The 15557-nt window shown below is 68.0% G+C and carries 16 protein-coding genes; 11 read left to right on the top strand and 5 right to left on the bottom strand.

All coding sequences use genetic code 11. The annotated features are described in order from the left end of the window. Positions 1-2 precede the first annotated feature (2 nt). Both AB0E63_RS15580 and AB0E63_RS15575 read right to left on the bottom strand, forming a co-directional pair. Entirely contained in the window at positions 3-620 is a 618-nt protein-coding gene (locus tag AB0E63_RS15580) for a MarC family protein (protein WP_360365852.1), read from the bottom strand. Continuing rightward, positions 617-1501 (bottom strand): PHP domain-containing protein, encoded by an 885-nt coding sequence (locus tag AB0E63_RS15575; protein WP_360365850.1) that lies wholly within the window; start codon positions 1499-1501, stop codon positions 617-619. The genes AB0E63_RS15580 and AB0E63_RS15575 overlap by 4 nt, the downstream gene beginning before the upstream one ends. 103 nt (positions 1502-1604) lie before the next feature. Here AB0E63_RS15575 and AB0E63_RS15570 point away from each other — a divergent pair, with 103 nt between their 5' ends. Together AB0E63_RS15570 and AB0E63_RS15565 are read left to right on the top strand one after the other, a co-directional pair. Beyond that, positions 1605-2009, top strand: a complete 405-nt coding sequence (locus AB0E63_RS15570) for an NUDIX domain-containing protein (protein WP_360365848.1) — start codon at positions 1605-1607, stop codon at positions 2007-2009. A 15-nt stretch (positions 2010-2024) separates the two neighbouring features. Continuing rightward, positions 2025-2795 (top strand): GNAT family N-acetyltransferase, encoded by a 771-nt coding sequence (locus tag AB0E63_RS15565; RefSeq protein WP_360365846.1) that lies wholly within the window; start codon positions 2025-2027, stop codon positions 2793-2795. Here the strand turns inward: AB0E63_RS15565 and AB0E63_RS15560 are convergent. Next, positions 2771-3178, bottom strand: coding sequence for a DUF4267 domain-containing protein (locus AB0E63_RS15560; RefSeq protein WP_360365844.1), 408 nt, complete (start codon positions 3176-3178; stop codon positions 2771-2773). The two genes, AB0E63_RS15565 and AB0E63_RS15560, sit on opposite strands and share 25 nt — an antisense overlap. A gap of 90 nt (positions 3179-3268) precedes the next feature. On the opposite strand from AB0E63_RS15560, the gene AB0E63_RS15555 reads away from it, so the two are divergent. Continuing rightward, positions 3269-3823, top strand: coding sequence for a TetR/AcrR family transcriptional regulator (locus AB0E63_RS15555; RefSeq protein WP_360365842.1), 555 nt, complete (start codon positions 3269-3271; stop codon positions 3821-3823). Between the two features lie 122 nt (positions 3824-3945). After that, positions 3946-4902 carry a type IV toxin-antitoxin system AbiEi family antitoxin domain-containing protein gene (locus tag AB0E63_RS15550; RefSeq protein WP_360365840.1) on the top strand — a complete coding sequence of 319 codons (957 nt, stop codon included), beginning with the start codon at positions 3946-3948 and terminating at the stop codon, positions 4900-4902. Between the two features lie 197 nt (positions 4903-5099). Here AB0E63_RS15550 and AB0E63_RS15545 read toward each other — a convergent pair whose 3' ends face one another. Further along, positions 5100-5675 (bottom strand): histidine phosphatase family protein, encoded by a 576-nt coding sequence (locus tag AB0E63_RS15545; RefSeq protein WP_360365838.1) that lies wholly within the window; start codon positions 5673-5675, stop codon positions 5100-5102. Positions 5676-5803: 128 nt separating this feature from the next. Here AB0E63_RS15545 and AB0E63_RS15540 point away from each other — a divergent pair, with 128 nt between their 5' ends. From AB0E63_RS15540 to AB0E63_RS15515, 6 genes are read left to right on the top strand one after another with little or no spacing between them, the layout of a single operon-like run. Further along, positions 5804-6826, top strand: coding sequence for a LacI family DNA-binding transcriptional regulator (locus AB0E63_RS15540; protein ID WP_360365836.1), 1023 nt, complete (start codon positions 5804-5806; stop codon positions 6824-6826). A gap of 21 nt (positions 6827-6847) precedes the next feature. Then, positions 6848-8143: a sugar ABC transporter substrate-binding protein gene (locus AB0E63_RS15535; RefSeq protein ID WP_360365834.1), complete on the top strand. Its 1296-nt coding sequence runs from the start codon at positions 6848-6850 to the stop codon at positions 8141-8143. 5 nt (positions 8144-8148) lie between these two features. Continuing rightward, positions 8149-9090 carry a sugar ABC transporter permease gene (locus AB0E63_RS15530; protein WP_360365832.1) on the top strand — a complete coding sequence of 314 codons (942 nt, stop codon included), beginning with the start codon at positions 8149-8151 and terminating at the stop codon, positions 9088-9090. Continuing rightward, positions 9090-9902, top strand: a complete 813-nt coding sequence (locus AB0E63_RS15525; protein WP_360365830.1) for a carbohydrate ABC transporter permease — start codon at positions 9090-9092, stop codon at positions 9900-9902. Before AB0E63_RS15530 ends, AB0E63_RS15525 begins: the two co-directional genes overlap by 1 nt. 16 nt (positions 9903-9918) lie before the next feature. Beyond that, complete coding sequence (locus AB0E63_RS15520) at positions 9919-11493, top strand: glucoamylase family protein (protein ID WP_360365828.1); 1575 nt, start codon at positions 9919-9921, stop codon at positions 11491-11493. A 17-nt stretch (positions 11494-11510) separates the two neighbouring features. Beyond that, positions 11511-13319: a xylan 1,4-beta-xylosidase gene (locus tag AB0E63_RS15515; protein WP_360365826.1), complete on the top strand. Its 1809-nt coding sequence runs from the start codon at positions 11511-11513 to the stop codon at positions 13317-13319. On the opposite strand, the gene AB0E63_RS15510 is transcribed toward AB0E63_RS15515, so the two are convergent. After that, positions 13222-13986, bottom strand: coding sequence for a FadR/GntR family transcriptional regulator (locus AB0E63_RS15510; RefSeq protein WP_360365824.1), 765 nt, complete (start codon positions 13984-13986; stop codon positions 13222-13224). The genes AB0E63_RS15515 and AB0E63_RS15510 overlap by 98 nt on opposite strands. A 196-nt stretch (positions 13987-14182) precedes the next feature. Between AB0E63_RS15510 and AB0E63_RS15505 the strand changes: the two genes are divergently transcribed. Next, complete coding sequence (locus tag AB0E63_RS15505; protein ID WP_360365822.1) at positions 14183-15454, top strand: sugar ABC transporter substrate-binding protein; 1272 nt, start codon at positions 14183-14185, stop codon at positions 15452-15454. Positions 15455-15557: the final 103 nt, after the last annotated feature.

The following is a 15557-nucleotide window of genomic DNA, read 5'->3' as shown; positions in this document are numbered from 1 at the left end:
CGTCAGCCCGCCTTGATGAAGTCCGAGACCGCGTCCGCGACCAGCTGCACGGCGATCGCGCTCAGCAGCAGACCGGCGATCCGCGTGACCAGCAGTACGCCGTTCTCCCCGAGGATCCGCATGATCACGCCGGAGAACCGCAGGGTCAGCCACATGATCAGGTGGATCGCGATGATTCCGACCGAGATCGCGACCACGTCCGGCACCGACCCGTTCGCACGCTGCACGAACACCATTGTCGCCACGATCGCGCCCGGTCCGGCGAGCAACGGCGTACCGAGCGGGACGAAAGCGATGTTCACGTTCTTGGTCTGGACCGGGTCCTCCGCAGTGTCGGTCAGCAGCTGCAGCGCGATCAGCAGGAGCAGCAGGCCGCCCGCGCACTGCAGCGCCGGCAGCGTGATGCCGAGGTGGTGCAGGATCTGCTGCCCGAACGCCGCGAACACGACGATCACGCCGAACGCGACCAGCACCGCCTGCCAGGCGGCCTTCTTCCGGACCGCGCGGGACTGTCCCGCGGTCAGCGAGATGAACACCGGCACGGTGCCCGGCGGGTCCATGATCACGAACAGCGTGACGATGACCTCCGTGAGCAGGCCGATGTTGATGACATTGTTCACGGGAGGTAGGCCTCGGGGACCTGAACATCGGTGGCGGCGGCCGCATTCGCCTTCGCGACCTCGAGGAGCCGCTCGAACTGATCGGGGTCGGTGGAGTTCACGCCGAGGTCGTGGTCGATCTTTCCGGCGCCGTGGTGATCGCTCGAGCCGGTGGCGATGATGCCGAGCTCGTCGGCGATCGCGCGCAACGCCACCCGGGACTCGGCCGAGTGGTCCTGGTGGTCGACCTCGATACCGGCCAGGCCGTGGTCGGCGACCAGGCGGCCGATGGTGTCCTTGGTCATCACCTTGTAGCTGGAGCGTCCCCAGGGGTGGGCGATCACCGGGACGCCGCCGGCCTCGCGGACCAGGTCGATCGCACGGCCCGGCTCGATCGCGTAGTGCGGCACGTGCCCGGCGCGGCCGTCGGCCAGGAACCGGTCGAACGCCTCGCCGCGGTTGGCGACCGTACCGTTGGCGACCAGCGCGTCGGCCACGTGGGGCCGGCCGACCGACGGCGTACCGGTGGCCTGGGCCAGCACCTCGTCGACGGTCAGGGCGACGCCGACGCTGTTGAGCCGGGCGACGATCGACGGGATCCGGTCGGTCCGCCCGTCGCGGACGATGCGCAGCTCCTCGGCCAGCTCCGGGTAGGAGGGGTCCAGCAGGTAGCCGAGCAGGTGCACGCTGATGCCGTTGAGCTTGCAGGAGATCTCGATCCCGGGGACGAACCCGATCCCGGTCTCCTCCGCTGCGATCCGGCCCTCGGCCCACCCGTCCGCGGTGTCGTGATCCGTGAGCGCGATCACATCGAGACCCGCCTGCGCGGCGTGCGCGATCAGGACGTCCACCGGGTCGGTGCCGTCCGAGCGGTTCGAGTGAGTGTGCAGATCGATGCGCACGAGCGGTCCGGATCCCTTCGAAGGCCTTCTGTCACCGCAGATGCTATCCGCGTTCACCCTCGACCCCTGGCAGTTATCCCCAGAACACCTATTGTTCGGGTGCATGGATGCGCGGCGTATCGACTGTGTGGGTGCCCTGGTGTACGACGAGGAGCACCGGCTGCTCGTGGTCCGCCGGGCCAACGAGCCTGGACGGGGACTGTGGTCGATCCCGGGCGGGCGGGTCGAGCCGGGTGAGGACGATCCGGCGGCCGTGGCGCGCGAGGTCGCGGAGGAAACCGGGCTCACCGTCGAGGTCGGCGCCCTGGTCGGCGAGGTCGAACGCGAAGGCCCGCAGGGCAAGCTCTACGTGATCCGCGACTACGAGGCGACCGCCGTCGGCGGCACCCTCACCGCGGGCGACGACGCGTCGGACGCCCGCTTCGTCACCCGTTCCGAGTTCCTGACCCTGGCCACCACGACACTGCTGGTCTCGACGCTCGAACAGTGGAACGCGCTTCCCGGCTGATCGGAAAGACTGGCCATGGACGACATTGAGATCGCACAGGCGATCGAGGACAACGCGGCGGAACTGCTGATGGCGATGGGCGCCGCGGGTGGTGGCGAGCAGCGCGAGGATGCCCACGCGCGGTGGACGATCGGTGGGTCGCCGATCGACTATCACAATGCCGTGGTTGGTGCGTCCGGCAACAACGTGGTGGCGGAATCCCTTGCGGCGTTGAAGAAACACAACGTGCCGGGGAGCTGGCACGTCGGTCCGTCGATGCGGGTGGACGGGTTGGCGGACCAGTTGACCGCGGCCGGTTTCACATCTGGTGGACCCGAGCCCGGGATGGCTGTGCGGATCCCCGAGCTGATCGCGCCACGCGCCGTACCCGGGCTGCAGATTGCCCGGGTGACCGACGATGACGCGCTAGCTGCGTGGGAGGGAACGCTCGGGCAGGGGTTCGGCGAGGGCGAGAAGGAAGCGCGGTGGGTCGCGTCGGTCTACCGGAAGCTCGGGTACGGCGATCCGTGGCGGCACTACCTGGGCCTGCTCGACGGTACGCCGGTGGCGACGACCACGATCTTCCTCGGCGCCGGCGTGGCCGGGGTGTACTTCGTGATGACGGTCCCCGAGGCCCGGCGGCGCGGGATCGGTGCGGCGATCACGTACGCCGCTCTCCGCGAAGCCGAGGGGGTTGCGGAGTACGGCGTACTGGGATCGTCGCCGGCCGGGCGGTCGGTGTACGCCGGGCTCGGGTTCCGTGAGTACTGCACGATCGACCTCTACGAGTGGACGCCCACCGCCTGAGCGGTCACCTGACGTTCGCGAAGGAGCAGGCAGGCGTCGAAGAGGACGATCACCGCGGTCAGGCCGTGGACGCCGAGGGCGGTGGCGACGGTGCCGCCGTGGGTGAGCACGATGATCATGTCGGCGATCGGGATCATCGCGGTGATCGCCAGCAGTACGCCGGTCGCGCGGCGCTGGCCGAGTGCGAACAGGGCCAGCAGATTGAGCCCGATGGCGATGTCGCGGATGCCCTTCACCGCGAAATAGCCGGCCGCCGTGCCGGTCGGCCAGGGGTCGATGCCGAAGCCGGCGGCGGCGCCGTGCCCGTCGAGCAGGAACCGCGCGCCGAACGTGAGCGGGAAGATGCCGAGCAGGACGGTCAGGACGGTGGTGAAGCGGCGCATCGGGGTCTCCTGTGATCTAGCAGCGCTAAGTTTCCTAGCGACGCTAACATTGCCGTTGCTAGATTGTCTAGCGGTGCTAATATCCGGTCTATGCCGACACCGTCACGCCGGGAGCGCGCCCGCGAGGAGCGTCGCGACCTGATCGTCCGCACCGCCCGGGACCTCGCCGAGACCGAAGGCTGGGACGCCGTCACCACCCGCCGCCTGGCCGAAGCCGTCGACTACAGCCAGCCCGTCCTCTACGGCCACTTCAAGAACATGCACGCGATCGCCGGCGCCGTTGCCCTCGAGGGCGTCGTCGAGCTGACCGCGGCGCTCCACGAGGGCCGCACCCGAGACGGTCTCCGCGGACTGGCCCAGGCCTACCTCACGTACGCCGAAGAGCACCCCGCCGTCTACGACGCGATCTTCGTCCGCCGCACAGACCTGGTCTTCGGTGCCGCCGACAGCCCCGCCGCCCTCAAGGACGCCTTCAACGAAATCCGAGCCGGCGTAGAACCCTTCGCCGCCACCGACCCCGAAACCCTCACCGAAGTCTTCTGGAGCGCCCTCCACGGCCAAGCCACCCTCAACCACGGCGCCCGCCTACGCCCACCCCAACGCCAGGCCCGCATCAACACCCTGATCGACCTCATCACCCGCTGACCAAGCCTCCTTTCCGGAAACAAGACGCCGGATACCGACCGAAATGTTCCGACAACCGAGCAGGTGACGGTTGTCCACAGGGCCTCAGCGGGAATGGCGGGAAATCGGTCAGGCTGGAGGGGATGGACTGGTGGTGGAGGGGTCAGCTCGCGGCCGAGGGGATCGAGGGGCTGATCCACGCTCAGGGCCGGATCGTCGGACGTGCTCAGCTGACCGCCGCGGGATGGTCCGAGGCTCAGATCCGGCGATGGCTGCGAAGCAGACGGTGGCAGCGGGTTCATCCTGGCGTCTACGCCACTCACACCGGGCCGGTCGGGTACGCCGAACGGCGGCTGGCGGGACTGCTCTACGCCGGGCCCGAAGCCGCCTGGAGCCACCACACCGCGGCCGAACAGCTCGGCCTGATCAAGTCCGACGAGAACCGTCCGGTCCATGTGGTCATTCCGGAACACCGGAGGGTACGGGCGCAGCCGAATCTCGTCGTTCATCGTGACGAGCACTGGTCTGATCGCCTCGCCGCGGTCATCCCACCGCGGCGTACGCCGGCACACGCCGTACTGGACATCGTCGGCACCAGCCAGTCGCTGGATCAGGCCGCGGCGGCGATCGCCGAGGCGTGTCAGAGCGGACGCATCAGTCCGGCCGACATCGAGCGGTCCCTGATCGACCGGCCGCGGTTACGGCATCGCGGGGCGCTCCGGCCGATCATCGCCGACGTCGCCGCGGGCTCACACTCACTGCTCGAACTGCGCTATCTGCGCGACGTCGAACGGCGGCACGCCTTGCCGGCCGGGCAGCGGCAGCGGGCGGTGGATCGCGAGATCACCGACGTCTTCTACAACGGATTCGAACTCGTGGTCGAGCTCGACGGGCGTCTCCACCTCGCACCTCACCAACGCTGGCGCGACCTGGACCGCGACAACCGCGCAACGCTGCGTGCCGAATCCACGCTGCGCTACGGCTGGTTCGACATCACGAACCGCCCGTGCGCGGCCGCCGTACAGGTCCTCGACGTACTCCGCCGAACCCAACCCACCCTCTTTGGCAAGCCCTGCGGCCCCACCTGCCCGGTGCGCTGAAGTTCCCGGAACTCTACTGCCACCCACTGGCCGTGACGTTCCGGAAAGCGTCAGGAGTGAATGTCCCCGGCCACTCGAACGACCCGGCGCCATGTCGACCCGGGCAGCTTGCCTCCCCGATCCGGGGGGCGGGTGGGAGCGCGCGGAGCGGACGCGACGAAGGAGTGGCCGCGGGAGCACGTGTGGGCTTCACCCCATCAGGCGTTCCAGTGGTGGATGGCGGGGGAGCCTCGTTCCCAGCCTAGGACTGAGACGGTGGCGGTGTTGAGGACGAAGTGGCGGCCTTCGGTGACGTCGAGTTCGAGCCAGCGGGCGGTGAGGGCTCGGAGGGCGTGGGAGTGACCGAAGACGAGGACGTCGCCGGGGACGGCGGCGATGCGGGTGTTGACGCGGTCCAGGCGGGCGGCGACCTGGGCGGGCGTTTCGCCGTTGGGTACCGGGTCGGCCCAGACCGTCCAACCGGCCACGGTCTTGCGGATCTCCGCGGTGGTGATGCCTTCGTAGTCGCCGTAGTCCCACTCGACAAGGTCGTTGTCGACCTCGGCATCCGGGAACCCCGCGAGTTCCGCTGTACGCCGGGCCCGCTGCCGGGGTGACGTCAGTACCAGGTCGAACTTCTCCCCTGCCAGCCGCTGCTTCAAACCCGCCGCGACGCGCTCCCCGTCCGGCGTCAGCGGAAGGTCGGTGACGGACGTGTGCCGGCCCGACTTGCTCCACTCGGTCTCACCGTGCCGGATCAGGAAGAGCTGGTCCTCGCGCTCGTGTGTGGTCACGCTTCCATGGTCGCAAATGACAGGCCCGTATGGTCGCAGATCGGCCACGAGGCCTTGACCGATCCACCCGGGACAGGGCAGGGTCTAAAACTGTAAGCGCTTCCACTTCGACCCCCAGGAGCGAGCACGTGGCATCCGGAACGACCGGCCGGCCGGCGACGATCTACGACGTCGCGGCCCGGGCGAAGCTGTCGATCGCGACGGTTTCGCGTGTCCTGCAAGGGACTGGACCGGTGTCGGAGAAGGCACGAGCGCGGGTCGACCAGGCGGCGCAGGAGCTCAACTACGTACCGCTGCGCGCCGCCCGCAGCCTGGCGGTACAACGGCACGAGGCGCATGGGCTCGTGCTGCCCGACCTGGCCGGCCCGTTCTACGGCGACCTGCTGATGGGGTACGAGCGCTGGGCCGGCGAGCACGGCCAGAGCGTCGTCATCACCGTCACCCACGGCAACCCCGATCCCCGCCGCAGCGTCCGCGACCTGGCCGGGCGGGTCGACGGGATCGTTGTCCACGGCAACGCTTTGGACCTGCCGACGATCCAGGGCCTGCGCAAGGCCGGCGTCCAGCTGGTGCTGATCGCGCACCCGCCGCTCACCGGCTGCGACTCGGTCCGCAGCGAGAGCGCGACCAGCGCGGAGTCACTCACGACACGGCTGCTCGACCACGGTCGCACCAACCTCCTGTTCGTCGGTGATCCGGCCAGCTCGTACGACGTTTCCGAGCGGTACGCCGGGTTCGCGAAAGCTCACGAGTCGCGCGGTCTCGCGGTGCCGAAACCGGAGCGCGTGCCACTGACCGAGGAGGCCGGTCGCGCGGTCGCCGAAAAGATGCTCAAGGCAAACAAACGGCCGGCCGGACTGGTCTGCGCCAACGACGAGCTCGGGCTCGCGGTGCTGACCAGCTTCACGGCCGGCGGGCTCGACGTACCGGGCGACATCGTGGTGACGGGGTGGGACGACGTGATGGCGGCACGGTACGTGTCGCCGGGGCTGACGACCGTGCGGCAGCCGATGATCGAGCTCGGCCGGCTGGCCGCGCAACGACTGCACGAACGCGTGACCGGGGAACGCACCCGGGCGCGGAACGACGTACTGGCGACACAACTCGTGCTGCGGGACAGCTGCGGCACGAACCGGGGGATGCAGAAGTAGTTCTGAGTGAGGAGACAACGAATGTTCACCCACAGCATCCGCCGCCGGCTGGTGATCGGCAGCGCTGCGCTGACGGCCACGGCCCTCGCACTCGCGGGGTGCGGCCGGTCCGAGGATTCTCCCAGCGGAGGGGCACAGGCGACAACGACCGTCAGCGAAGGACCCGCCACCGGCAACCTGACCGTGTGGGCGATGGGCACCGAGGGCGAGAACCTGCCCAAGCTGCTGGAGCAGTTCAAGCAGGCCAACCCGGGCGTGAACGTGACCGTCACGCCGATCCCGTGGGACGCCGCGCACAACAAGTTCACCACCGCGATCACCGCGCAGTCGACGCCGGACCTCGCGATGGTCGGGACCACCTGGATGGGCGAGTTCGCCGACCTCGGCGCGCTCGACCCGACGCCGCAGGGCTTCGACAACTCCGGCTTCTACCCGGGCGCGCTCGACACCACGAAGGTCGGCGGCACCCAGTACGGCGTTCCCTGGTACGTCGAGACGCGGTTGGTGTTCTACCGCAAGGACCTGGCCGCGAAGGCCGGCTTCAGCACGCCGCCGACCGACTGGGACGGCCTGAAGGCGATGGCCAAGGCGATGAAGGAGAAGGCCGGCGCGAAGTACGGGATCAACCTGCAGCCGGGTGGCGCGGGGTCCTGGCAGACCGTGATGCCGTTCGCCTGGTCGGCCGGCGCGAACATCACCGGCGACGACCAGAAGGAGTTCACCTTCGACACGCCGGAGATGCAGGAAGGGCTGAAGTACTACCAGAGCTTCTTCACCGAGAAGCTGGCCGGTACCGACCTGCCGCCGAACCAGACCGAGGCGCAGTTCGTCAACGGTCAGGTGCCGATGTTCATCTCCGGGCCGTGGATGGCCGGGTCGGTGGCGAAGGCGGGCGGTGAAGCGATCAAGCCGAACATCGGAGTGTTCCTGCTGCCGAAGAACAAGACGTCGACGTCGTTCGTCGGCGGTTCGGACTTCGTCGTGTTCAAGTCGTCGAAGAACAAGGACAGCGCCTGGAAGCTGGTCAAGTGGCTGTCGGACGCGAAGACGCAGGCCTCGTGGTTCAAGCTGTCGTCCGACCTCCCCGCGGTGAAGAGCGCGTGGCAGGACCAGAGCATCGCGTCCGACCCGCTGCTGCCGGTGTTCGGCAAGCAACTCGAGGACGCCAAGGCGCCGCCGGCGATCGTGAACTGGGAGCAGGTCGCGACCGCGTTCGACGCCGAGATCGAGAAGATGGCGAAGGCCGGCCAGTCCCCCGCCGACACGGCCAAGGCCATCCAGACCAAGGCGACGTCGATCGGCACGGGCGGTAGCTGAGCCTGATGTCTACCCTCACGGACACGCGGTCCCAGGCGGTACGGCGTACGCCGCCGCCTGGGCGCCCGCGACGGAGGATCACCAGAGAGACCGCCGCCGCTTGGATCCTCGTTCTTCCCTTTGTGGTGCTCTTCCTCGCGTTCACGGCCGGGCCGGTGCTCGGGTCGTTGGGGATGAGCTTCACCGACATGCGGCAGCGGGATCTGCGGACGCCGTTCGCGGTCAACGGGGTCGGGTTCGACAACTATGTGAAGGCGTTGTCGGACGAGACGTTCCAGAAGGCCGCGTTCAACACGGCTTACTTCGTGGTTGTCGGGGTGCCGTTGACATTGGTGGTCGCGCTGGCCGCCGCGGTGTTGCTCGATCGAGGAGTCAAGCGGTTCCAGGCGCTGTTCAAGGTCGGCTACTACCTCCCCGTGGTGACGTCGATCGTCGCGATCGCGGTGATCTGGCGGTTCGTGCTGGCACCGGACTCCGGGCTGCTGAACACCGTGCTCGGCTGGGTCGGCATCGATGGGCCGAACTGGCTGGCGTCGAAGACCTGGGCGATGCCGTCGCTGATCGCGATGGCGGTCTGGCGGAACTTCGGCTCCGCAATGATCATCTTCCTGGCCGGGCTGCAGGGCATCCCGCAGTCGGTCGAGGAGGCCGGCCAGATCGACGGTGCGGGCCCCTGGCAACGATTCAGGTTCCTGATCCTGCCGTTGCTCCGGCCGACGATCCTGTTCACCAGTGTGACCACCGGCATCGGCTACCTGCAGTTCTTCGAGGAGCCGTTCGTGATGACCCAGGGCGGTCCGCTGAACAGCACGATCTCGGTGTCGATGTTCACCTACCAGCAGTTCGGCTTCGGCAACTACGGCCTGGCCACGTCGATGGCGTACATCCTGTTCGTCGTCATCGCGGTGATCACGTTCATCCAGTTCCGGCTGCTGAGGGAGAAGTGATGCGCCGCACCTGGTGGATCTACCTGATCGGGGTGCTCGGACTCGTCGCCGTCGCGGCGCCGTTCCTCTGGATGGTGCTGGGCAGCTTCAAGACGCAGGGCGAACTGCTCCGCGTCCCGCCGACCTGGTGGCCGCAGGATGCGACCACCGAGAACTACTCCTCGTTGTTCAGCAAGGCGAACTTCCCGCGCTACTTCCTCAACTCGACGATCGTCGCGCTGGTCGTGACGGCCGGGAACCTGACCTTCTGCTCGATGATCGGTTACGCACTGGCCAAGCTGCGGTTCAAGGGCCGCAACGCGCTCTTCGTGCTGGTGATGGCCACCCTGATGATCCCGGGCATGGTCACGTTCGTCCCGCTGTTCGTGCTCGTCACCAACGCCGGGCTGGCCAACAGCTACCCCGGCCTGATCCTGCCGTTCCTGGTCTCGCCGTTCGGCGTGTTCCTGATGCGGCAGTTCTTCCTCGGGCTGCCGGACGATCTGATGGACGCCGGCCGGGTGGACGGCAGCGGTGAACTGGGCATCTTCGCCCGGATCATGCTGCCGCTGACCCGCCCCGCGCTCGCCACGCTCGGCATCCTGACCTTCCTCGGATCCTGGAACAACTTCCTCTGGCCGCTGGTGATCGCCCAGACCGAGGACAAGTACACCCTCCCCGTCGCCCTGGCGCTGTACTCGACCGGACAGAACGCGCAGAACTTCGGCCTGCTGATGGCCGGCGCGGTCGTGGTCGTCGTACCGGTGCTGGTGATGTTCCTGGCCTTCCAGCGCCACGTCACCCGGGGCATAGCCATTACTGGCCTCAAATAGACCGTCTGGAGACAAGATGACCGCCAACATCAGTCGCCGCACCCTGCTCGCCGCCACCGGCGCAGCCACCCTGATCGGAACCGCCACCCCCGCCTTCGGTGGAACGCCCTCACCCGCGGAGCTGCTGAAGGGAGGATGGAAGCCAAGCCGTGAGGACAAAGCCCTGGTCGGGCGGTGGGCCAGAGACACCTGGCGCAGCATGGTCGCGATGACCGACGAGCACACCGGCCTGCCGGCCGACAACATCGGCGAGTCCGTCACGAACCCGGTCCGCAGCAACTACACCTCGCCCACCAACATCGGCGGCTACCTGTGGAGTACGGTCGTCGCCCGCCACCTCGGCATCATCTCGCCGCAGGAGTCGCTGCGCAGGATCACCCAGACGCTCACCACCCTGAAGAACGCCGACCACCACGAGCCGAGCGGCATGTTCTTCAACTGGTACGACGAGGCCACCGGCGAGGTGCGCTACACCGACCCGGACGGGACGAGGCCGATCACGCCGTTCGTGTCGAGCGTCGACAACGGCTGGCTCGCGTGCGCCCTGATGGTGGTCCGCAACGCGGAGCCGCAGGCTCGGGCGCTAGCGGAGTCCCTGCTGAACAAGATGAACTTCGCCTACTACTACAACCCCGCGGCTCGGCCAGGCGGACTGATGCGCGGCGGCTTCTTCGAGACCCCACCGCCGGACGAGGAAACCGACAAGGGCAACCATGCCGGCACCGGTCCGGACGTGTACTACCGCAAGTTCCACTACGACACCTGCAACACCGAGGCCCGGATCGCCGGGTACGTCGGCTTCGCACTCGGACAGGTCCCGCACACGCAGTACTTCGCCACCTACCGGACCTTCCCGGACTCGTGCGACTGGTCGTGGGTGGAGCAGAAGCCCAAGGGCGTGCATCGGACCTACCTCGGCCTGGACGTCTTCGAGGGCACGTACTCCTACCGTGGGATGCGGCTCGTACCGTCCTGGGGCGGTGACATGTTCGAGTCGCTGATGCCCGACCTGTTCGTCCCCGAGTCGACCTGGGCGCCGCGCAGCTGGGGTCTCAACCACCCGCTGACCGTCCGCGCGCAGATCGAGCACGGTCTCGACGACGCGAAGTACGGCTACTGGGGCTTCTCTCCCGCCTCGAACCCGAAGGGCGGGTACTCCGTCTACGGCGTCGAGGCGATCGGGATGGACCCGGGCGGCTACCCGTCCGACCTGGAGGCGACGAACTTCGACGCCGGGTTCGAAGGTTGCCGCGAGGGCACCAACCCGAACCCGACGTACGGCGATGGCGTGGTCACCCCGCACGCGGCGTTCCTCGCGATGTCGTACGCCCCACGGCAGGCGATCGAGAACCTGAGCCGGATCGAGACGAACCTGCACGCGTACGGCGGTGGCGGCTTCTACGACTCGGTCGCGGTGAAGTCGGGCCTGATCGCCAAGCGCTACCTCGCCCTCGACCAGGCGATGGTGCTGGGTGCCATCGGCAACGTCTTCGGCAACGACCTGATCCGGCGCAACTTCGCCGGCCGGACGGTCGAGCAACGGATCCGGCCGCTGATCGCGATGGAGCAGTTCGAATCCGGCCTCGAATAACCACAGGAGACCTCTTGATGCAGCACGACGCGAAGACCGACTGGGACGCCCGGATCGCGGTTCGCAGTGACGAGGAACGTGACTTCACCTTCCCCGACCTCGATCCACCCAAGGAGGTCACCGCGGTCGGCGGCGTCGGCCAGGTGACGATCGACTGGTCACCGGTGGACGGCGCCGCCGGGTACCTGATCCTGCGAGGCACCGGCGAACGCGGCCCGCTCGAACCGGTCGATCACCACAGTGGCGACATCCTCTCGGTCCCGGCGCCGCCGTACGTCGACACCACGATCACCCCGGGGACGCCGTACCGCTACGCGGTCGCGTGCGTTCCCGAGGTGACGGTCAGCGGCCGGCCGGGCGCGGTCGTCGGCGCCGTACCGTTGGTTGCCGACGGCACGGTTCCCGTGGTCGGCGTGACGGTCGATGCGGTTGCCGAGGGCACCGAACTGGCCAGGCCGTGGGTGCCGATGGTCGGCAGCGAGCGGCTCAGCCAGCTGCTCTGCACGGACCGCACCGGCGAGCACGAGATCGGTGTCGAGCTCGAGCAGGCGCTGCGGCGGATGCACGACGAGATCGGGGTCCGGACGGTCCGGGCGCATGCGATCTTCCACGACGATACGCACGTGTTCGGCCCGTCAGGGTACGACTTCTCGGTCGTGGACGCGGTTTACGACAAGCTGCTCACGATCGGACTCCGGCCGGTCGTCGAGCTCGGTTTCATGCCGCGCGAACTGGCGAGCGATCCGTCCAAGACGGTCTTCGAGTACGGCGCGATCATCTCACCACCGAAGTCGTACGAGGCCTGGCACGACCTGGTGCAGGCGCTCCTCCGGCATCTGGTCGAGCGGTACGGCCTCGACGAGGTGCTGACCTGGGACTTCGAGGTCTGGAACGAGGCCAACCTGGAGGTCTTCTGGTCCGGCACCAAGGCCGAGTGGATGCGCCTGTACGACGCGACCGCGGCGGCCGTGAAGTCCGTGGACGAACGGCTGGCGGTCGGCGGTCCGTCGTCGGCCGCGGCCGGGTGGGTCGACGATCTGCTCGCCCACGCCGCGGCTCAGGGTTCACCGGTGGACTTCGTGTCGACGCACACCTACGGCTCACCGCCTCTCGACGTACAGGCTTCGCTGGATCGGCATGGGTTCGGTGACGCGCGGATCCTGTGGACCGAGTGGGGGGTGACGCCGACGCACTTCAACCCGATCAACGACTCGGTGTTCTCCGGGGTGTTCCTGCTGCGCGGGATGCGGTCGGCGGCCGGACGGGTCGACGCGCTCGCGTACTGGGTCGCCTCGGACCATTTCGAGGAGCTGGGTCGCCCACCGAAGTTCCTGCACGGTGGCTTCGGGCTGCAAACCGTCGGTGGGCTGGCGAAACCGCGCTTCCACGCGATGAGCCTGCTGAGCCGGCTCGGGCCGGTCGAGCTGCCGGTGACGCTGAGCGGTGACGGCGGCGGGAGTCTGGTCGAGGCCTGGGCATCACGGGACCGCGACCGGATCGCCGTACTGCTGTGGAATCTCACCCTCGACCAGACCAAGGCCGCGGGGGCTCCCGAACTGTCCAGGACGGTCCACGTGGAGCTGCCCGGTGTGGATCCGTCCTGGCAGGCCACCGCCACCACGCTCGGTATCGGCACCGGTGACCTGGCCGCGGCCGCCGGCGAACTCGGCGTCGGCGACTGGCCGACCGCCGAGCAACTGGCCGAGCTGGCCGAACGGAGCAAGCTGGTCAGTACTCCACTGGAGTTACGCGACGGAGCGGTCGAACTGACCCTCCCGATGCCTTCCGCCGTTCTGTTGGAGCTGGCTCCTCGTCGTCAAGATTGACCGCTTCCTGGATCCAGCGCTCCACGCCGGCGATGTGCACCGTCGCCCAGGACCTGGCCACCTCGGGCTCGCGCCCCTCGATCGCGTCGAGGATGGCCCGATGCTCGGCCAGCGTCCGGGTGACGGCGTCGGTCTGGGTCAGACCGCGCCAGATCCGGGCCCGGTAGGTCGGCTGGCGCAGGCTGTCGATGATCGAGGCGAGCGCCCGATTGCCGCTGCCGACCGCGACCAGCCGATGGAACTCCACGTCGCTGGTCAGTAGATCCTCCACCGCCGGCTCCGGGCCGAGGTCGTCGAGCAGCTTGCGCAGCGCGGCGATGTCCTCGTCGGCCATCCGCAGCGCGGCCCGGGCGGCCGCGGCCGGCTCGAGGATCCGGCGTACCTCGAAGAACTCCAGCACTGACGCGTCCTGGTGCAGGTCCAGGACGAACCCCATCGTCTCCATCAGCAGCGACGGGTCCAGGCTGGTCACGAACGTCCCGTCGCCCTGCCGGACCTCCAGCACCCGGATCAGCGCGAGCGCCTTGACCGCCTCGCGCAACGAGCTCCTGGACAGGCCGAGGCGCGCGGCCAGGTCGGACTCGCGCGGCAACCGGTCGCCGGGCCGCAGTTCGCCGGTCACGATCATCTGCTTGATCCGGTCGATCGCTTCGTCGGTAACCCGCACACACCCCTCCTCGCAAAGCTACGAAACATCCGATGTCCGCTCTTCATACATCGGATGTCTGGGCGTTTTTTCACGCTCAGGCGTGACTTTCGACCCTGAATTAAGGACACGAACTGTTGACTGATGTCAAGGCTTCAGCATATAGATCGGATGACTAGCACCACTTTGGAACCAGATCTGTCCCTGGAGGTCAGCAATGAAAGGAACACCAGCGCGGGCTCGCCGCTGGGCCACCGCCGCCCTGTCGGTGCTGGCACTCACGGCCGTGGCCGCCTGTGGGGGCGGTAACGACGGCAGCAGCAGTAGCTCCGGTTCGGCCGACAAGGCCGATCTGACCTGGCAGTTCTGGATCGGTGGTACCGAGGACCAGGCCGCGTGGCAGAAGGTCGCGGACCAGGCCCATACCGACCATTCCGGCATCACGGTCAAGCTCCAGGGCACGGACTGGAACAGCTACTGGTCCAAGATCGGCACCCTGCTGGCCAGCGGGAAGGCGCCCTGCATCATCGGCATGCAGAGCCTGCGGACCGCGTCGTACGCGAGCGCGATGCTGCCGCTGGACGACCTGATGAAGAAGTACGGCCTGAAGGCCGAGGACTTCGACAAGCCGATCATGGACGGCCTGAAGGTGGACGGGAAGCAGATCGCGATCCCGTACGACTCCGGCCCGATGGTGATCTTCTACAACAAGGACATGTTCAAGGCCGCCGGCATCCCCGATCCGAAGCCGGGCTGGACGATGGACGAGTTCAAGGCGGCCGCGAAGAAACTCACCGCGGCCGGTAAGACCGGTCTGGTGACTGCTCCTGGTGACCTCGGTGTGACGTCCTGGGTGCGGACCCAGACCGGGGCGGAGCCGCTGGCCGACGGCAAGCTCAACCTCACCGATCCGAAGTTCGAGGAGGGTTTCCAGGGCTACACGGACTTCGTCCGCACCGACAAGATCGCGCCGCAGGTGCCGGCCGGCAACACCGACTTCGAGACCACCCAGTTCGTCTCGGGCAAGTCGGCGATGCAGCTCAACGGTCCGTGGTCGCTGATCGACACCATGGGCAAGGTCAAGTTCGACCTCGGGATCGTGCCGATCCCCGCCGGTCCGGACGGCTCGAAGACCTACACCGCCGGTTCGGGCTTCGGCATCTCCCGCTCCTGCAAGACGCCGGACGCCGCGTTCCAGGCGATCCAGTCGATGACGAGTGAGAAGCCGCTGACCACGCTGGCCGCGGCCGGCCGCGCGTACCCCGCCCGGACCGCCGCGCACCCGGCCTGGTTCACCGCCGCGAAGATCCCGGAGGCCAAGGAGGTCATCGACTACGCATCGGAGAACTCGGTCGCGCTGGTCACCTCGAAGAACTGGGTCCAGGTCGCCGACCTGCTCAGCCGCTTCGGGACCCAGGCCCTGAACGGTGAGATCCCGCCCGACCAGGCCCTGAAGACCATCCAGGACCAGGCAGGCGCTGGGTCCTGATGGCTCTGCACATGGCCGGGCCTTCGGCGCCGGCGGGGTCATGGGGCTTTGACTCCCGGCCTTCCCTCGTCGCTCCGGTCGCTTCGCTCCCTGCGCTCCTCAG

It is taken from the genome of Kribbella sp. NPDC026596 (genome assembly GCF_040638415.1).
Lineage (GTDB): Bacteria > Actinomycetota > Actinomycetes > Propionibacteriales > Kribbellaceae > Kribbella.
This window is presented reverse-complemented; position numbering and strand designations above follow the sequence as displayed.